Annotated in this window: 26 protein-coding genes; 6 read left to right on the top strand and 20 right to left on the bottom strand. The window is 66.8% G+C overall.

What is annotated here, in order from left to right; genetic code table 11:
* Window positions 1-23 precede the first annotated feature (23 nt).
* From ACOYJQ_RS05485 to trxA, 4 genes are all read right to left on the bottom strand, one after another.
* Window positions 24-713 carry a lytic transglycosylase domain-containing protein gene (locus ACOYJQ_RS05485; protein ID WP_433456990.1) on the bottom strand — a complete coding sequence of 230 codons (690 nt, stop codon included), beginning with the start codon at window positions 711-713 and terminating at the stop codon, window positions 24-26.
* A gap of 100 nt (window positions 714-813) precedes the next feature.
* A complete protein-coding gene (locus tag ACOYJQ_RS05480; protein ID WP_433456989.1) occupies window positions 814-1026 on the bottom strand; it encodes a Trm112 family protein in 213 nt (70 codons plus the stop codon).
* 84 nt (window positions 1027-1110) lie between these two features.
* Window positions 1111-1797 carry an LON peptidase substrate-binding domain-containing protein gene (locus ACOYJQ_RS05475; RefSeq protein WP_433456988.1) on the bottom strand — a complete coding sequence of 229 codons (687 nt, stop codon included), beginning with the start codon at window positions 1795-1797 and terminating at the stop codon, window positions 1111-1113.
* A gap of 42 nt (window positions 1798-1839) precedes the next feature.
* On the bottom strand, window positions 1840-2730 hold the full coding sequence (gene trxA, locus ACOYJQ_RS05470) for a thioredoxin (RefSeq protein WP_433456986.1): 891 nt from the start codon (window positions 2728-2730) through the stop codon (window positions 1840-1842).
* 159 nt (window positions 2731-2889) lie between these two features.
* Between trxA and ACOYJQ_RS05465 the strand changes: the two genes are divergently transcribed.
* The 4 genes from ACOYJQ_RS05465 to proC all read left to right on the top strand — a co-directional run bounded on the left by ACOYJQ_RS05465 (window position 2890) and on the right by proC (window position 5335).
* The gene (locus tag ACOYJQ_RS05465; protein ID WP_433456985.1) at window positions 2890-3111 is read left to right on the top strand and encodes a hypothetical protein; all 222 of its coding nucleotides are present in this window, start codon (window positions 2890-2892) and stop codon (window positions 3109-3111) included.
* Window positions 3112-3115: 4 nt separating this feature from the next.
* Window positions 3116-3451, top strand: a complete 336-nt coding sequence (locus ACOYJQ_RS05460) for an accessory factor UbiK family protein (RefSeq protein ID WP_433456984.1) — start codon at window positions 3116-3118, stop codon at window positions 3449-3451.
* 437 nt (window positions 3452-3888) lie between these two features.
* On the top strand, window positions 3889-4395 hold the full coding sequence (locus ACOYJQ_RS05455; protein WP_433456983.1) for a YbjN domain-containing protein: 507 nt from the start codon (window positions 3889-3891) through the stop codon (window positions 4393-4395).
* 61 nt (window positions 4396-4456) lie between these two features.
* Window positions 4457-5335, top strand: a complete 879-nt coding sequence (gene proC / locus ACOYJQ_RS05450) for a pyrroline-5-carboxylate reductase (protein WP_433456982.1) — start codon at window positions 4457-4459, stop codon at window positions 5333-5335.
* Window positions 5336-5347: 12 nt separating this feature from the next.
* Here proC and ACOYJQ_RS05445 read toward each other — a convergent pair whose 3' ends face one another.
* From ACOYJQ_RS05445 to ACOYJQ_RS05435, 3 genes are read right to left on the bottom strand one after another with little or no spacing between them, the layout of a single operon-like run.
* Window positions 5348-6730, bottom strand: coding sequence for an ATP-binding protein (locus tag ACOYJQ_RS05445; RefSeq protein ID WP_433456981.1), 1383 nt, complete (start codon window positions 6728-6730; stop codon window positions 5348-5350).
* Between the two features lie 4 nt (window positions 6731-6734).
* Window positions 6735-7487 carry a response regulator gene (locus ACOYJQ_RS05440; RefSeq protein ID WP_433456980.1) on the bottom strand — a complete coding sequence of 251 codons (753 nt, stop codon included), beginning with the start codon at window positions 7485-7487 and terminating at the stop codon, window positions 6735-6737.
* A 6-nt stretch (window positions 7488-7493) separates the two neighbouring features.
* Complete coding sequence (locus ACOYJQ_RS05435; protein ID WP_433456978.1) at window positions 7494-8051, bottom strand: MarR family winged helix-turn-helix transcriptional regulator; 558 nt, start codon at window positions 8049-8051, stop codon at window positions 7494-7496.
* 257 nt (window positions 8052-8308) lie between these two features.
* On the opposite strand from ACOYJQ_RS05435, the gene ACOYJQ_RS05430 reads away from it, so the two are divergent.
* Both ACOYJQ_RS05430 and ACOYJQ_RS05425 read left to right on the top strand, forming a co-directional pair.
* The gene (locus ACOYJQ_RS05430; RefSeq protein ID WP_433456977.1) at window positions 8309-9196 is read left to right on the top strand and encodes a branched-chain amino acid aminotransferase; all 888 of its coding nucleotides are present in this window, start codon (window positions 8309-8311) and stop codon (window positions 9194-9196) included.
* A gap of 202 nt (window positions 9197-9398) precedes the next feature.
* Window positions 9399-10184 carry a HugZ family protein gene (locus ACOYJQ_RS05425; protein ID WP_433456976.1) on the top strand — a complete coding sequence of 262 codons (786 nt, stop codon included), beginning with the start codon at window positions 9399-9401 and terminating at the stop codon, window positions 10182-10184.
* A 15-nt stretch (window positions 10185-10199) separates the two neighbouring features.
* On the opposite strand, the gene ACOYJQ_RS05420 is transcribed toward ACOYJQ_RS05425, so the two are convergent.
* The 13 genes from ACOYJQ_RS05420 to ACOYJQ_RS05360 all read right to left on the bottom strand — a co-directional run bounded on the left by ACOYJQ_RS05420 (window position 10200) and on the right by ACOYJQ_RS05360 (window position 22087).
* Complete coding sequence (locus ACOYJQ_RS05420; protein WP_433456975.1) at window positions 10200-11384, bottom strand: M20 aminoacylase family protein; 1185 nt, start codon at window positions 11382-11384, stop codon at window positions 10200-10202.
* Between the two features lie 93 nt (window positions 11385-11477).
* Window positions 11478-12623 (bottom strand): FMNH2-dependent alkanesulfonate monooxygenase, encoded by a 1146-nt coding sequence (ssuD, locus tag ACOYJQ_RS05415; RefSeq protein ID WP_433456974.1) that lies wholly within the window; start codon window positions 12621-12623, stop codon window positions 11478-11480.
* Window positions 12624-12779: 156 nt separating this feature from the next.
* On the bottom strand, window positions 12780-13886 hold the full coding sequence (locus ACOYJQ_RS05410; protein ID WP_433456972.1) for an amino acid ABC transporter permease: 1107 nt from the start codon (window positions 13884-13886) through the stop codon (window positions 12780-12782).
* On the bottom strand, window positions 13883-15067 hold the full coding sequence (locus ACOYJQ_RS05405) for an amino acid ABC transporter permease (RefSeq protein ID WP_433456970.1): 1185 nt from the start codon (window positions 15065-15067) through the stop codon (window positions 13883-13885). Before ACOYJQ_RS05405 ends, ACOYJQ_RS05410 begins: the two co-directional genes overlap by 4 nt.
* Before the next feature lie 16 nt (window positions 15068-15083).
* Window positions 15084-16133, bottom strand: coding sequence for an amino acid ABC transporter substrate-binding protein (locus ACOYJQ_RS05400; protein WP_433456969.1), 1050 nt, complete (start codon window positions 16131-16133; stop codon window positions 15084-15086).
* Between the two features lie 49 nt (window positions 16134-16182).
* Complete coding sequence (locus tag ACOYJQ_RS05395) at window positions 16183-17484, bottom strand: O-acetylhomoserine aminocarboxypropyltransferase/cysteine synthase family protein (protein WP_433456968.1); 1302 nt, start codon at window positions 17482-17484, stop codon at window positions 16183-16185.
* 306 nt (window positions 17485-17790) lie between these two features.
* Complete coding sequence (locus ACOYJQ_RS05390) at window positions 17791-17940, bottom strand: hypothetical protein (RefSeq protein ID WP_433456966.1); 150 nt, start codon at window positions 17938-17940, stop codon at window positions 17791-17793.
* Window positions 17894-18658: a hypothetical protein gene (locus tag ACOYJQ_RS05385; RefSeq protein ID WP_433456965.1), complete on the bottom strand. Its 765-nt coding sequence runs from the start codon at window positions 18656-18658 to the stop codon at window positions 17894-17896. Before ACOYJQ_RS05385 ends, ACOYJQ_RS05390 begins: the two co-directional genes overlap by 47 nt.
* 123 nt (window positions 18659-18781) lie before the next feature.
* On the bottom strand, window positions 18782-19237 hold the full coding sequence (locus ACOYJQ_RS05380; RefSeq protein WP_433456964.1) for a DUF3775 domain-containing protein: 456 nt from the start codon (window positions 19235-19237) through the stop codon (window positions 18782-18784).
* Between the two features lie 67 nt (window positions 19238-19304).
* A complete protein-coding gene (locus ACOYJQ_RS05375) occupies window positions 19305-19814 on the bottom strand; it encodes a hypothetical protein (RefSeq protein ID WP_433456963.1) in 510 nt (169 codons plus the stop codon).
* A gap of 67 nt (window positions 19815-19881) precedes the next feature.
* Entirely contained in the window at window positions 19882-20481 is a 600-nt protein-coding gene (locus ACOYJQ_RS05370; RefSeq protein ID WP_433456962.1) for an N-acetylmuramoyl-L-alanine amidase, read from the bottom strand.
* A gap of 68 nt (window positions 20482-20549) precedes the next feature.
* The gene (locus tag ACOYJQ_RS05365) at window positions 20550-21167 is read right to left on the bottom strand and encodes a hypothetical protein (protein WP_433456961.1); all 618 of its coding nucleotides are present in this window, start codon (window positions 21165-21167) and stop codon (window positions 20550-20552) included.
* Between the two features lie 17 nt (window positions 21168-21184).
* The gene (locus tag ACOYJQ_RS05360) at window positions 21185-22087 is read right to left on the bottom strand and encodes a hypothetical protein (RefSeq protein WP_433456960.1); all 903 of its coding nucleotides are present in this window, start codon (window positions 22085-22087) and stop codon (window positions 21185-21187) included.
* Window positions 22088-22094 lie beyond the last annotated feature (7 nt).

The raw sequence follows: 22094 nt of genomic DNA, 5'->3' as shown, positions 1-22094 counted from the left end.
GCTGCCGGGCAGGCGTCAGAAAATCATTGCGCCATGATGCTGAGGCTGGCGGAATTGATCTGTCCCGTCACCTTGCGCCAGCGCGCATCCGCCGCCGTCCAGTTGAGCCGGCTCTTCTTGCGCACCCGCCCGGCCACCTTGACGGCGCCGCCGACCGGCTCCCCGAAAGTCGCCTTCGGCACCTCGCCCGTCACGGCATAGCCGCGTGCCGCGAGACCGCGCCGCACCTTGATGCAATAGTCGACCGAGCGGTGCGAGAAACGGCTCTCGCCGTGCCCGGCGCGGTACTTCATCACGGTGGTGCAGATGTCGTTTCCGGCAAGGCGCCATGCCTGCGCCAGATAGGTGACGCCGTAATGAATGTTCGTTTCCGGCTCGAACAGCTTTTTCAGCGGGCCGGAGAAGCCGAGCATGCGCGCGGTGGAGGGCAACACCTGCATCAGGCCGACCTCGCCGACGCCGCCGACCGCCGCGCTGTTATAACCGCTCTCGACCTCCGCCACGGCATCGGCAAGGGCGAAAGGCACGCCCGCGGCATCGGCTTTCTTGCGCAGGATTTCCCGATAGCCCGTCCTGCCGTCGGCGGGCAGCCCCGCCGGCGCGGCATCGGCCTGCGGCGCGGCCGGAGCCGGCTGCGCTTCCCCCGCAGGGGTTTCGCGCGCCGATACGGCCGATGACAGCATCAACATGCCGATGACAAGCAGGTGGCGCATGACAGGATTCATTCCGCAAGAAGAATTCCCGAAACCGGAAAGCAAGACGACTTTACTGTGTTTTTCTTAAAACTTCATGTCCGTTGGCGTGCTTTACGGATCAAGAAAGCGTGCGGGCTTCTTCCGGCAGCATGATCGGGATGCCGTCGCGGATCGGATAGGCGAGTTTCGCCTGCCGGCTGATGAGTTCCTGCTTCTGCGCGTCGTATTCCAGCGGCGCCTTCGTGACGGGGCAGACAAGGAGTTCGAGCAACTTGCCGTCGATCTCGTGGTGGGAGGAAGGGTTTTCGGCCGTCGCGTTGCGGTCGCTCATGATGGTTCTCCAGCCTGTTCGGCGCCGACGGTCCCGTCGGAATGTCCCGTTCGAGTAATCAGGATCGGCGTCCGGGGTCAACGGTTATTGCAGCGTGGTATCGGGATCGACGCCGGAGCGCGCCAGCTCGATTTCCGTGATCGCGACGAGCGTATCGGCGCGCGTGCCGAGATCGGCGGCCTCCAGCAGGGCCTGCTTCTCGCGCACGCCGAACGGGCTCATCATCGACAGGGCATTGACGAGCGCCTCGTTCGGCGCGTCCTCGATGCCCTTCCAGTCGATCCTGAGCCCCTTCGCCTGCGCGAAGCGGCGCAGCACGTCGAGCACGGCCTCGCGGTTCACGCCGTCCTCGCCCGCGCGGGGCGTGAAATCGTCATGAAAGCTCTCATACTCCACCCGCGCCTGCCGATAGGGCGTCAGCACCGGCAATTCCTCGACGAGGCGAAAACGCGACAGACCGGTCAGCGAAACGAGATAGCGGCCATGCTCCGGCTCGACGAACTGGGTGATGCGCCCCGCGCAGCCCACCTTGTAGAGCGACGGCACGGGGCTGTCGCCGGCATCGGCATCCGGCTGGATGATGCCGATCACCCGCCGCCCGCCAAGCGCATCGTCGACCATGGCCAGATAGCGGGGCTCGAAGACGTTGAGCGGCAACTGGCCGCGCGGCAGCAGAATGGCCCCGGCAAGGGGAAACAGGGGAATCACGCCGGGGCAGTCGGCCGCCGACCATTGGGTCGGGCTGGAATGCTGCGCAGGGTTCATGGCCATCTCCTTGTCCGGGCGGCCGCCCGGATCATCGCGAGCACACCGTCAGGCGAAAAGCACCGACGACAACCGGCGCCGCCCGAGCACGGATGCGGGATCGGCGGGACCCCATGCCTCGAAGAATTGCAGGAGCTGCCTGCGCGCTCCGTCGTCGTTCCAGCCGCGATCGCGCCGCACGATTTCGATCAGGTGCAAGGTGGCGTCCTGACGCCGGTTGCGGCCGTTGAGCGCGAGCGCGAGGTCGAAACGCGCCTGATGATCGTCGGCATCGGCCGCGACGCGCTGTTCAAGCTCCCGCACGTCGCCGAGCCCCTCCGCCTGCGTGGCGAGATCGAGCGCGACGCGCGCCGCCGCGATATGCGGGTCCGCGGCCTTGTCTTCCGGCACGGCGTTCAGAAATCCGCGCGCCCCTTCGAGATCGCCCAGCGTCACGTGCAGGCGCACGAGCGCCCCGATGGCGCGCGTGTTGTCGGGAGCCTGCGCCAGCACGCTCGCATAAAGCTCCGCCGCGCCGGCGACATCGCCCGCGGCCGCCTTGCCGTCCGCCTCGTCGAGCAGCGTGTCGACGCCGTCGAGCGGTCCCACGAGTCGCTCGATGAAGCTTTTCACCTGGCTTTCAGGCAGCACGCCGACGAAACCGTCGACGGGCTGGCCCTTCTGGAACGCGATGACGGCCGGAATGGACTGGATGCCGAGCTGCCCGGGGATGTCGGGATGGTCGTCGATGTTCAGCTTGACGAGCGCCACACGCCCCTGCGCCGCCTTCACGACCTTTTCGATGATCGGCGCGAGCTGCCGGCAGGGACCGCACCACGGCGCCCAGAAATCGACCAGAACCGGCCGCTTCAGGGATTCGGCAATGACATCCTGACGGAAATCCCGCGTGGTCGTATCCTTGACCACCGCGGCGGAGGCAGACTGTGTTTCGGCAACCATGACGTTCCCCTTGACAACGATGCGCGATGACGACGGCGAACCCGGCGAACGGGCCTGTCTCTTTAGAGCGCTTTCCGATCAAATGGAATCATTTGATCGATCGGAACCCGCCCCGGACGGAGAAGCGCGGAGTATTCGCCGTTCCGACCGGATCGGCAAATGCTCTATAGCACCACGCCGCCGCGCGGAAAGAACCCGTCGCACGCACGCCATCCGAAAACCGTGCGGACCGCCCCGCCGCCGCATCCGGTCGTCGACAGCCTTCAGATGGGGGCGCAACGCTCCGATGGCAATCGCCGCGCCGACCGCTCGCCGATGTGGTATGCGCCGGAATTTTGCTATAATAAACGATTAATCATACGGCAAGGCAGAAGGAAATGAAGCCATGACACAGACGGGAAACCGGATTTTCGACGATTTCGCACGGCTTATCACCGATGCTGCGGGCGTGGCCGAGGGAGCGCGGCGGGAAGTGGAAACGGCGGCGCGCGTGCAGGCCGAGCGCGTGCTGCGCTCGCTCGACGTCGTTTCCCGCGAGGAGTTCGAGGCCGTGCGCGAGATCGCCATCGCGGCGCGCGACGAGAACGAGAAACTCGCGGCCCGCATTGCCGCCCTCGAGGCGCGGCTTGCGGAAACGGCCGGGAACGAGGCGACGGAAGATGCCGTCGCGGAAGTGCGGCATTCTGACGCATCCGACGACGGGGCTATCACCTCCGCATAGGCTTCGGGCCTATATAACGATCTGGCCTTTATGGCGATTCATGGGAAAAGAGTTTGCGGAAGTGGATAAGGGCTTTTCGTCCTCTCCGGCACGGAGAAGGCGTCCGCGTGAAATACGGGTGTGGAAACCCGCCGGCGGCCCATTGTGGGAGCGGCGCGAATCCCCGACGATGACGCGGCATTGTACTCAATGTTCTTCGTCGGTATCTCCTTTGCGATCAAGGGGGATTCGTCATGGATGTACTGCTGCGGCACGTCCTGAACACAGGATCTGATGCATATGGGCAGATCAAGGTACAACCCGGAGAAGCCCTGTCGTCAGGGCAAGCAGCCTCTATTTTCCACCGTCCCGCAATATCGATGCCGCGCGTTCTGCTTGCCCGCGCGGTTCATCGCGTTTTTCCCCAGTGCGAGCCGAGGGATCGGCGAGGAAACGATATGACACATCTCGACTTTGAAATCGTCCAGGAGCGGGACGAGCATCCGCTTGATGTCGTGGAACGCTATGCGTCGATGAACGACTGGACGTTCGATCGTGCCGACGACAACGAGATGTCGGTATCGATCACCAGCGGTTGGGCCGATTATCATATCGCCTTTACGTGGATCGAGGAGATGGAAGCGCTGCATCTCGCCTGCGCCTTCGATCTCAAGGTGCAGGAGCGCCAGCGGCCGGAAGTGCTCCGGCTGATCTCGCTCATCAACGAGCAGCTCTGGGTGGGGCATTTCGACCTCTGGACGCGCGAGAATGTCGTGATGTTCCGTCACGCGCTGCTGCTGTCGGGCGGCGTCGAGCCCACCCGCAACCAGTGCGAAACCATGTTGCAGGTGGCCGTGGAAACGTGCGAACGGTATTATCAGGCTTTCCAGTTCGTGCTCTGGGCGGGCAAGAACGCCCAGGAGGCGCTGGAGGGCGTGTTGTTCGAAACGGAAGGCGAGGCCTGAGCGGCTCCGCCGCCGCATGCCGCCGGCGGTCGAGCCGGAAGCCGTAAGCGAGGGGTGGAAAATGACGACGGGCGTACAGGTTGTGCAACGGTTTTCCGATGTTCTGGACAACCCGCCGCCCGACGTCGCCTTGCCCGCGTCGCTCGTTCTGGTCGGCGCCGGCAAGATGGGCGGCGCGTTGCTCGACGGCTGGCTGCGATCGGGTCTCGATCCGCTGCGCATCACCATCGTCGAGCCACATCCCTCGCCGACGATCGAGCGGACGGCGGCCGAGCGGGGCATCGCCCTCACGGCGGCGCCCGATGGCATCGGCGCGCCGCAAGCGCTCGTGCTCGCGGTCAAGCCACAGTTGCTCGACGAGGCCGCACCCGCGCTGGAGCGCCTTGCCGGGGCAGACACGCTCGTGCTGTCGATTCTCGCCGGCAAGACGCTCGACAATCTCGCGGGCCGGTTTCCGCGCGCGCGCGCCATCGTCCGCGCGATGCCCAACCTGCCCGCCTCCATCGGGCGCGGCATCACGGGCGCGGCCGCATCCCAGGCGATCGACGCCGCGCAGAAGGCGACCGCGACCGCGCTGCTCTCGGGCGCCGGCGATGTTGAATGGCTGGACGACGAAGCCCTGATCGACGCCGTCACCGGCGTTTCGGGGTCCGGGCCGGCCTATGTCTTCTATCTCGTCGAGGCTCTCGCGGAGGCCGGCGTCGCGGCGGGGCTTCCGGCGGCGCTCGCGCAGCGGCTGGCCCGCGCCACCGTGACCGGCGCAGGCGCGCTGCTCGATGAATCGCCGCTGACGGCCGCCGAACTGCGTGAGGCCGTGACCTCCAAAGGCGGCACCACGGCGGCGGCCCTTGCCGTGCTCGGCGGCGTGAACGGCATCGGCCCCATCCTCACCAGCGCCGTCGCCGCCGCCCGGCGGCGCGCGGCCGAGCTTTCCGGCTGATCGCCGCCGCCTTCACACGGGCAGGCGGATCGTCGCGCGCAAGCCCCCCATCGGGCTGTCGGACAGGATGACATCGCCGCCGTGCGAGCGGGCGATGTCGCGCGCGATGGCGAGGCCGAGCCCGGTGCCGCCGTCATCGACGTTGCGGGCGGCGTCGAGACGCACGAAAGCCTTGAACGCCTCTTCCCGCAGTTCGTGCGGGATTCCCGGCCCGTCATCGTCGACGGCGATGGTCAGCCAGCGCGGAATGCGGCTTGCGGTAACGCTCACCCGCTCCCCGTAGCGCACGGCGTTGGCGACGAGATTGCCGAGCAGGCGCTGGAAGGCGAAAAGACGCACCGTCACCGCCATGTCGCCGGAAACGGATATTTCGATATCGCGCCCCTGGCGGGCATAGTCGAGCCGCAGATTGTCCAGAACGGGGCGGATGTCCGTCAGTTCGGCCTGCTCGCCGGCGTCGCCGCGGGCGAAGGCGAGATAAGCCTCCAGCATCCGCTCCATTTCGTCCACATCCTTGCGCAGATCCTCGATGTCGGGATCGTCCGCCATCAGCGCCAGCGACAGCCGGAAGCGCGTGAGGATCGTGCGCAGGTCATGACTGACGCCGTTGAGCATGGTCGTGCGTTGATCCATCGCGCGCTCGATGCGGCGTTTCATCTCCAGAAACGCCCCGCCCGCGCGGCGCACCTCGCGCGCGCCGCGCGGGCGGAAATCCACCTCGCGCCCCTTGCCGAAGGCCTCCGCCGCGTCGGCGAGCCGCAGGATGGGGCGTATCTGGTTGAGCTGGAACAGGATGGCGATCGTCACCAGCACGAAGGAAGTGCCCAGCATCCAGATCAGGAAGATATGCGAGTTGGAGGCATAGGCGAGGCTGCGCCGCGCGAAGATGCGCATCACCACGTCATCGAGCCTGATGCGGATTTCGATGACGTTGGAGCGGCCCACCGTGTCGATCCAGAAGGGCCGCCCCACCTGCCGGCGGATCTCGTCGCTCAGCACCTCGTCGAGAATCGAGAAGAAGGGCTTGGGTCCCGGCGGCGGCAGCTCCGTGCCGGGCATGAACTCGATATCGAGCCCGAGCCGCTCCACGGCGATGCGCGCGAGGTCCTCCGCATCGCGGGGCCGCGGGTAGGAATCGTAGATATCGATCAGCGCCGCGATATCGGCGCTGACCGCCGACGACAGCCGGCGGGTGACGAGCTGCCAGTGGCGCTCCATGAACACATAAGCCACCACCGATTGCAGGATGACGATGGGGGCGATGATGATGATCAGCGAGCGGACGAACAGCCCCTTGGGCATGACGGAGCCCAGCCAGCGCGCGAGCCGCGCCGGTGCGGCGAAGAGGCCGCGCCCGCCATCCTGCCGCTCTTCCTTCGTTTCCGTTGCGGTCATGGCGCTAACCGTCGACCAGCAGGCGGTAGCCGACGCCGCGCACCGTTTGCAGGAAGACGGGATTGGCCGGGTCACGCTCGATCTTGCGGCGCAGCCGGTTGATCTGCACGTCGACGTTGCGGTCGCTCGCCGGGCCAGCGGCCGGGCCGCCGCCGACGAGCGCCTCGCGCGACACCTGTCCGCCGGCAGCCTCGCCCAGGATGGTGAGAATCTCGCGTTCCCGCTCGGTGATGCGGACGATCTCGTCGCCGCAACGCAACTCTCCCCGGTCGAAACGGAAGAGAAAATCGCCGAACCGGATCGCCTCCGGCGCCGTGCGCGCAGGCGCCTGCGTCTCGCCGGCGCCGCCGCGCCGGATGATGTTGCCGAGGCGCAGCAGCAGTTCGCGCGGCTCGAAGGGCTTGCCGAGATAATCGTCGGCGCCGATCTCGAGCCCCTGCACGCGGTCCGCCCCGTCGGTGCGCGCGGTGAGCATCAGGATCGGCACGGCGGAAGTCTTGCGCCACCGCCGCGCGAAATCGAAGCCGTTCTCACCGGGCATCATGACATCGAGCACCAGCGCGTCGAACACCAGATGCCCCATGGTCGATTCCGCCGCCGCCGCGCTGGGCGCGACCGTGACGCGAAAGCCGTTGTCGGTGAGGAAGCGCGACAGAAGCGCCCGCAGACGCCGGTCATCGTCGACGACGAGAACATGCGGCGCATCGTCGGGCAAGCCGCCTGCCGGCGCCGGATCGTTGGTTTCCGCTTCCGTCATCGCCCCCTACTCCGCATCGCGCCCCTCGCCGGCCGGCTCCGTCCAGACGAGGCGCGCGACATGGGCGCGGTCGTCCGGCTCGATCATGGCGAACAGAAACGCCGTCACCTTGTTCCGCACTTCCTGATCGGCGCCTTCGAGCGCGCGGGCGATGCGGTCGAGCTGCGGCTTCGTGAGATCGAGCGACAGCGCACGGCCCTTGTCCGTCGGAAACAGCAGGCGCTGCCGCCGATCGACCGTGCCCGTACGTTGCACGATATAGCCTTTTTCGACAAGATCCTTCAAAATCGGATTGAGGCTCTGCTTGGTGATGCCCAGAATGTCGAGCATCTCGGCGATGGTCATGCCCGGCTGGCGCTCGACGAAATGCAGCACCCGGTGATGCGCCCGCCCGAAGCCGTACTGTGTCAGCAGCCTGTCCGGGTCGCTGACGAAATCCCGATAGGCGAAGAAAAGCAGCTCAACGATGTCGCTTCCCGGCGGCCCGGACTTGCCCGCGGCGTGCGTCCCGGAATGCGATGATACGGCCCCTGCCCCGGCGGGCGGCGCGCTGGCGATGGTCACAAGTCATTCCCCGGATTGCATCTGATCGAATTTTGTGCAGTCATGATGTGACATGGGAGAGGCTAAAAAGAAATCACGCCATTTAAGTCAGCCTTATTGACATATTTCAGGAACATCGTTACCCGTCAAGTGGGTTCCGCGAAAGGAAATAACACGGAGCGGCCCTCGCGCGGCGAAATCGTTTGCCGTCACGACCGTCGCGGCCCGCGTCCTGATTCCCGAACCAGTCTTCGAGGAGCTTTTTCGGAGTAGTTCACATGTCGGTCACACCGAACGAAAAAAAAGAAAACGTCATCTGGGTCGACGGCCGGTTGGTGCCGTCGAGCGAGGCGACGGTGCCGGTTCTCACGCACGGTCTGCACTACGCTTCCGCCGTCTTCGAGGGTGAGCGCGCCTACGGCGGCGTCATCTTCAAGTCGCGCGCGCACAGCGAGCGCCTGAAGACATCCGCCGAATTGCTCGATTTCGAGATCCCCTACGGCGTGGACGAGATCGAGGCCGCGAAGCGGCAGGTGCTGGCGGAAAACGGCCTTGTCGACGCCTATGTCCGCGCGATCGCGTGGCGTGGCTCCGAGGCGCTCGGCGTCTCCGCGCAGAAGAACACCATCCACCTCGCCGTCGCCGCCTGGGTGTGGCCGAGCTACTTCACACGCGAGGAGCGCCTGAAGGGCATCCGGCTCGACATCGCGGAATACCGCCGCCCCGATCCCGCCACCGCGCCGTCGACGGCCAAGGCGGCCGGCCTTTACATGATCTGCACGATCTCGAAGCACAAGGCCGAGCGCAAGGGCTATTCGGACGCGCTCATGCTCGACTGGCGCGGCCGTGTGGCCGAGTGCACCGGCGCGAACATCTTCTTCGTGAAGAACGGCGAACTGCACACGCCCGAGCCCGAGGGCTTCCTGAACGGCATCACCCGCCAGACGGTGATCGAACTGGCGAAGCAGCGCGGCATCCCGGTGATCGAGCGGCCCATCCTGCCGGAGGAACTCGCCGACTTCACGGAAAGCTTCGTGACCGGCACCGCGGCCGAGGTCACGCCGGTTTCCGAGATCGGCCCGCACCGTTTCACGCCCGGCGACATCACCACGACGCTGCTGACCGATTACGAAAATCTCGTCCACGCCGGCGGAAAAGCCGACTGAGCCTATGCGACGGAGAACTTCGCGCCTTGTCGCGCGAAGTTCTTTCGTCCTGCACTGTCATGCAAGCCCGCTTTACTCCCGGCATGGCCGTTGTTTCAAAATACATCAATTTGAAAGTTTCGCTTGCCGCCGGTTTATATTTGATCGCCGGGGAAAGACGGCTATTCTGAGGCCGTTATTCGCGCGATCCGGCACGGCATTCATGACTGACGCTTCCGACTCTCCCATCACGCCGCGCGCTTTGTCGATCGACGAAGCGGCCGCGCTTCCGTTCGATGCGGTCAGGACCGCCCGCACGCTGCTGCACGCCGCGCGCACGGCGGCGATCGCCACCGTCGATCCCGGCAGCGGCTATCCCTATAACATGGTCACGAATCTGGCGCTCGGCGCCGATGGCGCACCGTGCTTCTTCGCCGCGGCGATTTCCCTGCACGCGCGCAATCTCGAAGCCGACGACCGGGTGGCCGTCGCCATCGCGCCCGAAGGCCCGGGCGATGCGCTGACCCTTCCGCGCCTGACGCTCATCGGCCGCGCCATCCGGCTCGACGGCGAGGCATTCGCCCGGGCGAGCCGCCGATATGTGGCCCGCCATCCGAAATCGAAGCTCTACCTCGCCCTGCCGGATGCGCGCCTCTACCGCGTGAACGTGGAAGATCTCAAGCTGAACGGCGGCCCGGCGCGCAATGCGGCGCAAATCACCCCGGCGGATCTCGCCATCGGCCTCGCCGGCGCGGAAGCGTTGCTCGCCGCCGGCGAAGGAGAGATCGAGCGGCTCAACGCGCTGGCCGGCGAATCGTCCCGCCTCGCGGTGCTGGCCGGCGCCCGGCCGGGGCGCTGGCGGGTGAGCGGCATCGATCCCGACGGCCTCGACCTCGTGAGCCGGGAGGCCACGGCGCGGCTATGGTTCCCCTTCCGCGTCGAGACGCCGGAGCAGTTGCGCCGGGCCATCGCGGCCCCCGCCGGCGACAGGGGCAGCGTCTCGCAATAGCGTTATTCTGGCGGATCATGCCTCCGGCGACAACCGCCCTTCGACGAGACGCGCGAACAAGGTTGCGCCCACCGGGAGGATGCCGTCGTCGAGGACGAAGCGCGGGCTGTGCAGCGGAATGTCGCCGTGATGGCCGAGCGAGAAGAACGCGCCGGGCACGTGGTTGAGATATTCCGAAAAATCCTCGCTGCCCATGCTCGGCCGCCAGTCGGTGCTGACGTTCGCCTCGCCCACGACCGTGCGGGCGATCGCGGCGATCGCGTCGGCCTGTTCGGCGACATTGGCCAGCGGCGCAACCGCATCGCGGATATCGGCCTCGATGCTCACGTCATGCGACAGCGCGACACCCGCCGCGACTGCCCTGATACGGTCGGCGATGCGCCGTTTCAGCGCGCCGTCGAGCGTGCGCACCGTGCCGCGCAGATGAACGGTTTCGGGAATGACGTTATAGGTGACGTTCGAGTTGATGGCCGTCACCGACAGCACCGCCGCCTCGCGCGGCGGCGTATGGCGGCTGACGATGCCTTGCAGAGCGGCGATCAGCGCAGCGGACGCCACGATCGGATCGCGCGCCATGTGGGGATGGGCGGCATGGCCGCCGCTGCCGCGGATCACGATGTCGAAAAAATCCGCCCCCGCCTGCACCGGCCCCGGCGAGACATGGACATGACCGTGCGGCGTGAGAGGGGAATTATGCAGGCCGTAGATTTCGTCGACCGGAAAACGCGCGAACAGGCCGTCGTCGATCATGGCGCGCGCGCCGCCCAGCCCTTCCTCCGCCGGCTGAAAGACGAACACCACCGTGCCGTCGAAGCGGCGGGTCGTCGCCAGATAGCGGGCGGCGGCGAGCAGGATAGCCGTATGCCCGTCGTGCCCGCAGCCGTGAAAGCGGCCGGGGCTCCGCGACGCGAACGGCAGGCCGCTTTCCTCATGCATCGGCAGGGCGTCCATATCAGCCCGCAGGCCGATGCTGCGGTTGCCGCCGCTGCCGGCGCGCAGCACGCCCACGACCCCTGTGCGCCCGACGCCGCGATGAACCTCGACGCCCCAACCGGCCAGCCGCTCGGCGACGATGCCCGCCGTGCGCACTTCCTCGAATCCCAGTTCCGGGTGCTGATGCAGATCGCGGCGGATCGCCACGATTTCGTCGTTGAAGGCCGCGATCTCGTCCGGGATCGCGATACCGCCGTGTTCCGGCATGATGTCTCCACCTGTTGAGCCGGCGATAAAACCGGCGACACAATCGTCACGATAGCGCAGACCGCTGCCGTGACAACCGTTCCCGCGCGCGCCTCACCGCCGTTCCGGCGGATCGGCCGGCCGGCCGCGAAGGTCGAACGCGCCGCCGGTATGCGCCTCGCCGCGAAGCGTGACCGGTTCCTTGCCCGGCAACAGCGGAAAGACGAGTTCAGCGAAGCGGATCGCTTCCTCCAGATGCGGATAGCCGGAGAGCACGAAGGTATCGACGCCGAGATCGGCATATTCCAGAAGGCGCGCGGCGACGGTCGGCGCATCGCCCACCAACGCTGTGCCAGCGCCGCCGCGCACCAGACCGACGCCCGCCCACAGGTTCGGGCTGATTTCCAACCGGTCTCGCCGGCCGCCGTGCAGGGCGGCCATCCTTCTTTGCCCTTCGGAGTCCATGCCGGCGTAATTCTCCTGCGCCAGACGGATATCCTCGTCGGTGAGCTTGCTGATCAGGCGTTCGGCATCCGCCCACGCCTCCTCGGTGGTCTCGCGCACGATGACATGCAGCCGCACGCCGAAACGCACGCTGCGCCCGTATTTCGCGGCGCGATCGCGCACGTTGGCGATTTTTTCCGCCACCGCCGCCGGCGGCTCGCCCCACGTGAGATACGCGTCGACATGCTTCGCGGCCAGTTCATGCGCCGCCGGCGAGGAGCCGCCGAAATAGAGCGGCGGATAGGGCTGTTGCACCGCCGGGTGAATGTTGCGCGCGCCCTGCACGGTAACGTGCTTGCCGGCAAAATCGACCGTCTCGCCGCTCTCCAGCAACCGGCGCCAGACGGTCAGGAACTCGTCCGCGGCGTCGTAACGGGTATCGTGATCGTGGAACACGCCATCGGCCGCCAGTTCCCGCGCATCGCCGCCCGGCACGACGTTGAGCAGCAGACGCCCGCCGAGCGCCTCGTCGAGCGCCGCCGCCTGCCGCGCCGAGGCCGTCGGCCCGCTGATCGAGGTGCGCAAGGCCACCAGCAGCCGGATGCGATGCGTAACCGGCACAAGGCTCGCCGCCGTCACCCACGGATCGAGGCATGTCGAACCGGTGGGAATGAGCAGGCCGTCGTAGCCGAGATGCTCGGCCGTAACGGCGATCTGCCGCATGTAGGCGTTCGTCGGCTTGCGCCCGAAATCGGACTTGCCGAGATAACGGGTATCACCCGATGTCGGCAGGAACCAGAAGATATCAAGGCCCATGAAGCTACTCCGCGAACAGGCGACACGCCAACGGCCGGGCTCTCGCGAGCCGCTCCCGAAAACGGCATCGGCGAGGCGCGCCCTCGCCTGTCCGGTATCTCCGATGACGGGGAATTTTTATTCCATATAATCTACATTATCAATATATAATCAAAGTCACCGGCGGGCGCCGGCGGCGCCGAGATAGCGCTCGAGCCATCTGCTGTAGCGCGACCCGCCGGAGCAGAACGCCAGATAGATCGCAGCGACGAAAAGATAGGCCTCGTCATGGAAGCCGAGCCATTCGGGATCGGTCGTCGCCGCGCGGGCGGCGTTGAGGAGATCGACGATGCCGATCACGGTGAGCAGCGAGGTCGCGAGCAGAAAGCCGATGGCGAGGTTGACCATCGCCGGCACGACGGTGCGCAGAGCCTGCGGCAGGATGACGAGTTGCATGCGCCGCCAGTAGCCGAGCCCGAGCGCCGTCGCCGCCTCGTCCTGCCCCGGCGGAAGGGCCTGCAACCCCGCCCGCACGACTTCCGCGATATAGGCCGACCAGAACAGCGTGATCATGATCATGGCGCGGATGTTCTTGTCGATGAGCTGGCCGTCCGGCACGGCCATCGGCAGGATCAGCATCGCGACATAGAGTATGGCGACCATGGGGACGGCGCGCATCAGCTCGATGAAGGCGACGGCGAGCATCCGCACGCCGCGCATGGCGGATTGCCGGGCGAGCGCCAGCCCGATCGCCAGCGGCGTCGCGATGCCGAAGCACACCGTCCATACCAGCAGGGTGACGGGCAGCCCGCCCCATTGGTTGGACGGCACCGCCGGCGGCGTGAAGGTGCCCGCCATCAGCAGCCAGCTCGCGACGATGGCAGCCGGCCAGGCCAGCAGCAGTTCCCGCCGCCAGAAGCGCGGCAACGCCGTCACGGCGAGCAGGCCGAGCAGAAGAACGATCGCCAGCGTCGGCCGCCAGTGCAGCGCGGGCGGGTAGAACGCGAAGCTGATGAAGCCGAATTTCGCGGCCACGAACGCCCAGCAGGCACCCGCCGCCTCGGCGCAATCGGCCGCCGTGCCGCTCCAGGTCGCGTCGATGACGGCCCAGCGCAGGACGGGCGGCACGGTCCAGCCGAGCGCCGCGAGCGTGGCGAGCGTGATCGCGGTGTTGCCCCGCGTGCCGAACAGCCCGGCGCGAAGACGCCGCCAGAGCGGCGCAGGCCGCAAGGCTGCATGCGGCGCGGCTATGGGCGCGCCGGCCGGTTCGTTCCGCAACGTCATCGGCGGGCGGCTCCCCGCAACGCGACACGCCGGTTATAGACGTTCATGGCGTATGACACCGACAGATTGATCACGAGAAACACCCCGATGAGGATGACGAGCGCCTCGAACGCCTGTCCCGTGGTGTTGGCCGTCGTGTTGACGATGCTCACGAGATCGGGATAGCCGATGGCGACGGCGAGGCTCGAATCCTTGGTCAGATCGAGATAGTTCGAGGTGATGGGCGGCGTGATGACCCGGAGCGCCTGCGGAATCACGACGAGGCGCATGATCTGGCCCCGATGCAGGCCCAGCGCGCGCGCCGCCTCCCACTGTCCTTGTCCTACCGACTGGATACCGGCGCGGACGATCTCCGCGATGGCCGCCGAGAACTTGACCGTCAGCCCGATCAGAAGCGCGGTGAATTCCGGCGTGATGACCGCGCCGCCGCGAATGTTGAACCCGGCAAGCGCCGGCACGTCGAAACCGACGCGCCCGCCCGCGAGCGCGAACGCAACGCCTGCGAGAGCGGCGGCCGCGAGCGCAGCCGGCAGCGTCCCGCGCTTGGAGAGCGCGCCCCTGCGCCGTGCCCGCCACGAAAAAAAGGCGCAACCGGCGAGCACGGCGACGACGGCCAGCCCCGCGACGGCAGGGCTGTTCTCGAACGTCACGCCGGGAAAGAAGATGCCCCGGTTGGTCAGGAACACCGCGTCAAGCAGCGGCTGCGCCTGCCGCGGCGGCGGCAGCGCCTTGGTCAGCGAGACCCAGAAGAACAATTGCAGCAGCAGCGGCGTGTTGCGGATGGTCTCGATATAGCCGCGCGCAAGACCGGCGAGCAGCATGTTGCCCGACAGCACCGCGATGCCGACCGCGACGCCGAGGACCGTCGCCAGAACGCAGCCCGGCGCCGCCACCCGGAGGGTGTTGATGACGCCGGCCAGCATTGCATAGGCATAGGTGTTGCCGGGGCTGAACGGTATCGGCGACTCGCCGATCTCGAAGCCCGCCGCATGGCCGAGGAAGCCGAAACCGGGCGTGATCCCGATCCGCTCCATCGTGACGAAGGTATTGCGGCCGAGCAGGTAGAACAGGGCGATGACCGCGCATATCGTCACCACCTGCGTGACGATGCGCGGCCCCCACCATGTCCTGATCCGGTTGACGGCTCCCGGCGCAATCCGGGCCAGTCCCGTTTCCGACACGTTTTACGTCCGCCGATCAGCGGAACGGCGGCGAATAGAGCAGGCCCCCGTTGGTCCACAGGTTATTGTAGCCGCGCTCCCAGCCCAGCGGCTTCAGGTGGCGATCGAAGATCTCGCCGTAGTTGCCGAGGGTCTTGACGATGTTGTAGGCCCATTTGGGATCGAGCCCGATCGCCTCGCCGAGCGCCGGATCGACGCCGAGGAAGCGGCGGATCGCCGGATCTTCGGAGGTCAGGAACGTATCGACGTTCGCCTGCGTGATGCCCCATTCCTCGGCCTGGATGAGCGCGTTCACCGACCAGTTGACGAGTTCGAGCCAACGGTCGTCGCCGCCGGCGATGGCGGGCGCGAGCGGTTCCTTGGACAGGCGCTCGGGCAACACGATGTAGTTTTCGGGATTCTTGATCTGCTTCAGCTTGCCGACGAGATCGGACGAGTCCTGCGTGATCGCATCGACGCGGCCTTCCTCCAGAGCGGAAATGAACTGCTTCGTGTCCTCGATGGTCAGCGCCTTGAAGGACTTGCCGGCCTTGCGGAAGAAGTCGGCAATATTCAGCTCGCCGGTCGTGCCGCTCTGCACGCCGATGGTGGCGCCGTCGAGATCGGCGGCCTTCGTCACGCCGAGATCCTTGCGCACCAGAATGCCCTGCCCGTCGTAGAAGATGGTCGGACCGAAGTGGAAGCCGAGCTTGAAGGCGCGCGTGATCGTGACGGTGACGCCCGACAGCAGGATGTCAAACTCGCCGGCCTGCAAGGCCGGCAGGCGTTGCTGCGGCGAGGAGACGGTGAACTCGATCTTGTCCTGATCGCCGAGGGTGGCGATGGAGATGGCGCGGCCCACGTCGACGAAGAAGCCCTGCCAGCGGCCGTTGCTGTCGGGCGAGAAAAAGCCCGGCGTCGTGCCGACGCCCGCCTTGATCGCGCCGCGCTGGGTGATCTTGTCCAGCGTCGGCCCGGCCTTGGCGTCAACCGACAGAAGACTGCCGGCGACGACGAGCGACGCCGCCAGCGTCCGCCCCCAGCGCTTCACCAGCGCCTTGTGAAAATCGTTGATCGAAAGCCCCATGATTGCCCCTTCTTCACTTCAAACCAAACTGACGATGGAAAAACGGTCCCTACGCCCCGAGACTGTCGAGCGCCCCGGCGAGATCGCGGAGGATGTCGTCCGGGTGCTCGATGCCGACCGAAAGGCGCACATAGCCCGGCGATACGCCCGTGCGCAGTTGATCCTCCGGCGATAGCTGCGAATGCGTCGTGGTGGCCGGATGGATGGCGAGCGATCGCGCGTCGCCGATGTTGGCGACGTGGTAGAACAGCTTCAGCGCGTCGATGAAACGCCGCCCGGCTTCCACGCCGCCCGCCAGCTCGAAGCCCACGAGCCCGCCGTAACCGCCGTTCAGATAGGCTTGCGCGCGGCGCCCCTCTTCACCGGTCTGGAACGCCGGGAAGATGACACGGGATACCTCGGGCCGCGCCTTGAGGAAATCCGCCACCCGGATCGCGTTCTCGTTGTGCTGGCGAATGCGCAGCGGCAGCGTCTCCAGCCCCTGAATGAGCTGGAAAGCGTTGAAGGGCGAGATCGCCGCCCCCACGTCGCGCAGCAGCACCGCGCGGATGCGCAGCACATAGGCCACCGGCCCCAGCGGCTTCGCCGCCTCCGTCCATACAGCGCCGTGATAGCTCGGGTCCGGCTCGTTCAGGGTCGGGAACCGCGCCTTGTGCTCATCCCAGGGGAAATTGCCGCCGTCGACGATCAGACCGCCGATGGACGTGCCGTGGCCGCCGATGTACTTCGTCGCCGAATAGACGACGACCGCCGCGCCGTGCTCGAAGGGCCGGATGGTAAGCGGCGCGGCCGTGTTGTCGACGATCAGCGGCACACCCAGCTCGCGGCCGATGGCGGCGACTTCGGCGATCGGAAACACCTGAAGCTTGGGATTGGGCAGCGATTCCGCGTAATAGGCGCGCGTGCGCTCGTCGGTCGCGCGGCGGAAGTTTTCGGGATCGGCGGGATCGACGAAACGCACCTCGACGCCCAGATGCCGCAGCGACGCCGCGAACAGCGCCCAGGTGCCGCCGTACAGATCCGTGGAGCTGACGATGTTGTCGCCCGCGCCGGCGACATTCAGCACGGCATAGGCGGAAGCCGCCTGCCCGGAAGCGACGGCCAGCGCTGCCGCGCCGCCTTCCAGCGCGGCGACGCGCTGCTCGAAAGCGTCCTGCGTCGGGTTGGAAAGGCGCGTGTAGATAAAGCCGAGTTCCTTCAGCGCGAAAAGACGCTCGGCATGATCGGTATCGGTGAACTGGTAGGAAGTGGTCTGGTAGATCGGCACGGCCACGGCGCCGGTCGCGGTGTCGGCGCGGTAGGTGCCGCCGTGCAGCGCCAGCGTCTCGGGGTGTTTGAAATCGGATGGCATGAATCGGATCCTCAATGAACGGGAAAAAGAATGAAGCAGTCTTCAGCGCCGTTCTCAATAGGCGGGCGGCGCCTGTCCGCCCGCGCCCCGCCGCGCCGGCGCATCGGCATCTTGGCGGCTGCAACGGGATCGGGAACGGATGATGTAGACATCGAGGCTGCCAGTCTCTTCGCGATTCTGCCGTATTGTGGCAGCATGAATCATATTAGTCCATAGATTGTATATATTATATCTCCGACTCCAGGCCGCGCGGATCGGGCGCGGGAGAATTTTCGGCTTTCGGGAATAATCCGCGCGGCAAGCCGCTCATGCGGCGTCGTCCCTGCCGGCCTGCCCCGGCCGGATTTCGCTCTCGATCTCGCGCCGGCCGAGCGGCGAGGCGGTGACGAGGCCGGAAGCGGCCAGAACATCATATCCGAGGCCGGCGAGATGGCGCACGCCGGCGATGGCGCCCATCGAATCGCCGCCTGCGAAGATGGCGCGCGCCCGCTTCGATGGCGTCGGGCGGCGAGCGGAATGTGGTGGCGAAACCCGCATCGGTGAAATCGAGCACCGCGATCGCGCCGGAGTCGCGCATGATCCTCAGATCGTTGCCCGCGCCGGTGCCGGTGGCCTTCATGGGGCCGACCCGATGGCCGGCCCTGGTGAGCCCGCGCACCAGCACCGCCATGGATGAGGTCTTGCCCGCGTTCATCGAAGTGCCGCAAACGCAGATAACCGGCGCGGAGCCGCGCGGATTACGGGCGGGCAACGCAAATTCCGCCAGATTGAGCGCCCGCCCGTGGCTGTCGCCCAGCACGCCCGTCACGGTGATGTCCGTCGGCGGCCGGACCCGCCCGTGGAGCGCGACGACATTCGCGGCGATCCCGCCGCCTGCCGCCAGATGGCACGGTCCGAGCGCGTCGGGCACATAGGCCTCGAACTGGTCGGGCGCATAGCGGTTGCCGTAGGCGAGCAGGATCTCGTCGCCCGGAAAGATCGCGGACCTGCGACCGTCGACCGATTCCACGGCTTTGTGATGGCCGACGGTATCGACGACGGCCAACGCGATCTCGCCGGCGGCGGGAACGTGATCCGCATCCACGATGATCGTGCGCGCACGGCCGAGATCGACGATGCGCGTCGTGAAGCTCCACTTCACACCCTTGAAGCGGTGAATGTCGATGATCTGCATATCCGTAACCTCTTCATCCTTCCGCGGACGCGGTGTCCGCCTGCATGAGGATGAACGGGGCTGACGGCCTTCTATTCCATCGACGGCGCACTTTTCAGCCGGCGCGCTTCCCGGCTCCATGCGTCAAAGATGCTGGCTCTCCGTTTCCGCGCAGGAGTAACCGAGCATCGAAAGCCCCTCCTCGAGGAAATCGCCGAGAAGAGGCGTGCCGAGCAGATATTCGGCCGTGCGCCTGTTGTGCGCCTGCGCGGCCTCCTCGCGCACCTGCGGCCAGTCCTCGGAAGAGTAATCTTCCCGCCCCAGCCAGGTCAGCGCGACGAGATCGATCTGCTCGTCTTCGGACAGCGCCCTGATGAACGAGGTGAGTTCCTCCACCACCGGATCGTCCCGATGGCTTTCGAGAACCGCCGCGTCCATGTCGTCGGCGGGATTCGATCCGGGATCGGGTTCCGTCACCGCGTCCTTGGCGTCGAACTGCCGTGCCTTGACGATGATGAAACAAACGTTGTCCGGCGAGATCGTGAGCGAAGGGCCGTCTCCGTTGTCGGCGTCGTCGGTCTGTGTCGATCTTTCTTGCATGTTCGGTTGCCTCCCGTTGCAATGCGGAAATATTGACTGCCGGCCTGCAACACATCATTGGCATATATCATAACGATGCGCGATAAGCGGATTGCGGGGGCGGCACTCCCGCGCCGACATCCGCCGCCGTCACGCTCTCGTCGGCTTCGATGCGGGCGAGGATTTTGGCGCGCAGCGTATCGGCGCCCAGCCGGCCGACCAGTACCGGCGCGTTGGCGACGGCGTATTCCGCCGCTGTCTCGATCACCGCATGCGTCGTCACGATATCGAGTTTCTTGCCCCGTGTCGCGCCCTTGACGGCGTTGATGCCGTAGTCGACGGCGCGCCCCAGCAACTGCTCGGCGCGCAACTGCCGGATGATCGCGTGGATGCCGGCGGGGAGCCGGCGCAGCGCCCACGCGATCACGGCAATGACGATGGCCGACGCCCAGTCGAGCACGGCAGCCAGCCATGCGCCCCATGGAATTGTGATCACGCCGTCGGTCGCCGTGACCGATGCGTTCGCGAAAGCGAAATCGACGGCGGACGTGAGAAAAGCGAGCGCGAACGCGCCGCCCATGAAAAGGCCGCGAAACATGATGATGCTCCGGATGATCGGGAACGGGCTGCGCCGAACCGGCGCGCGGCGGATGAGCCGGGAAACGTCAGCGGGGAATCCTGAGGACCTCGCCCGGCGTCAGGTCGGTGCGCACCCGGCCGTTGCGTTCGACGAGGCGGAACAGATCCGCCCCGTGCCTGTTTGCGATACCGTAGAGCGTGTCGCCCTGCCGCACGACATACGTGCCGGGGGACTCCGCGGGATCGGCGGCCGGCGCCTTCGCGCCCGCCTCGCGCCACCACGCCCGCGCATCGAACGACGGGCAAGCCTTGCCGACACCGGGAAAATCGCGGTGCCCCAACACTTCCGCGCCGGGATAGCGGGTCAGCAGTTCCCGCACGAGCCGTTCCATCGCCGCCTTCTGGGCCGGCGTGCGGGTATCCTGCGCCACGTTGACATTGCTGGCCGAAACGCCGCCGACATAGCAGATGCCGATGGAGTTGGCGTTGTGGCCCGCGACATGCGCGCCGGCCTGCGCCTCCGCGCGACCGCGCTCGACGGTGCCGTCGAGCCGGATGACGAAATGATAGCCGATGCCGGCCCAGCCGCGCTCGCGATGCCAGCGATCGATCTCGGCGGCGGCGACGTCGCGCTCCGGCGGGGTGGCGCTGCAATGGATGACGATATGCGTGATTTTTCGCATCATGATCTTCTCCAGCCGACAAAAAGCCCGCATGAAGCGGGCGGCAAATACGGGCAGGTTGTGGAGGCCGGTCAGGCTTGAGGCCACGCGGCCGTCACGGCCCGCGCCGACGTTTCGTCGGACGCCGCCTCGACGGCCGCCTTTGCGGCGAGCCGCGCCGCCTCGATCTGCGCCCCGATGGCGAGCCATTGCTGATAGGCGGCGTGCACCACGTCCGCCACCTCGGCCAGCGTCGCTCCCGTAATGCCGATTTCGGCCGCCAGCAGCGGATAGTCGCCCGCGCCGCCGCTCTCGATATGGCGCGCCGCCTCGGCCGCCTTGGCCTGATAGGTCAGCGCCTGTCCTGCGCCCGGTGTGATGTAGCGCTGGCGCCCGGCCTCCGCCTGCGCGTCGATGCCGGCCTTGAGCGCTGCCTTGAGCGCGGCCAGGTCGGCCGGCGGCAGCGGCTCCGTCTCGTAGACCCGCGTCACCGCGCCCGTCTGCGCATCCCGATGCAGGGCGCTGCCGGTGGCGCGATGGCCGGCGGGCACCGGCGTTTCGACGATCGGACAGACGCCGATCGCCGCGAGTTCCGCCGCGCTCCACAGGCGCAGCACGCCGGCCGGATGTTGCACGCCGGCAGAGTCGGCGAAGGGCTTTCCCGGATGCAGCTCGACGGGCGCACCGTCGCGGATGATGGCATGTGTCATGGTCGTCTCCCGATGATCTACAGGAAGGTTGCGGTCTGGATCTTGCCGCCCTCGCCCACGGCCACGAACAGGCCGTCCTTGTAGGCGATGCCGCGCAGTCTGTTCGTCGTCGCCCCTGTCGCGGCGGTCCAGACGATGCCGTCAGGGCTCGTCTGGATCGTGCCGCCGTCGCCGCCGGCCACGAACAGGCCGGCGCTCCATGTCATGGCCCATATCGTGGCGGTATGGACGGAGGCGCGCGCGGTCCAGACGATACCGTCAGGGCTCGTCTGGATCTTGCCGCCCACGCCGCCGGCCACGAACAGGCCGTTGCCGTGAGCGGCGGCATAGATGCCGTTGGTCTCGACGGGTTCGGGATAGGCCGGCGTGCGGGCGGTCCAGACGATGCCGTCAGGGCTCGTCGCGATGGAGGCGCGATCTCCCACGAGCAGGAAGACGTTGCCGACACGCAGGATTTCACGCGCTATCGTCGCCTGCGGGCCGCCGCGCTCCGTCCAGACGATGCCGTCCGGGCTTGTCAGGATCGTGCCGTTGGTGCAGCCCATCACGATCAGGTCGTCGTTGTGGGCGAAGTTCAGTAAAATGTTCGTCGTTATGGTTTTCGGGGCGGACCAGACGATGCCGTCCGGGCTCGTCCGGATGGTGCCGCCGTCGCCGCCGATGAAGTACAGGCCGTTGCGATAACCGATGGCGTAAAGAGCGTCTGCCGCGGAGGTATCGCGCGCGGTCCAGACGATGCCGTCCGGGCTTGTCAGGATCGTGCCGCTGGTGCCGGCGGCGATGAACTGCCCGCCGAAGCGGCAGACGCGTACAAGCCTGTCCACAGCGACGGGCGTGGATTGCAAGGTCCATTCCCCCAGCGTGCGCGGCCCGGTCGGGGTCGGCTTTCCCGTCAGCATGGGATGTGTTCCCAGCAGCATGGCGCCC

Origin of the sequence: Pseudochelatococcus sp. (assembly GCF_050946405.1) — a bacterium.
Classification (GTDB): domain Bacteria; phylum Pseudomonadota; class Alphaproteobacteria; order Rhizobiales; family Beijerinckiaceae; genus Pseudochelatococcus.
The sequence above is the reverse complement of the archived record's forward strand: the minus strand, read 5'-3'. Positions and strand labels throughout refer to the sequence as shown.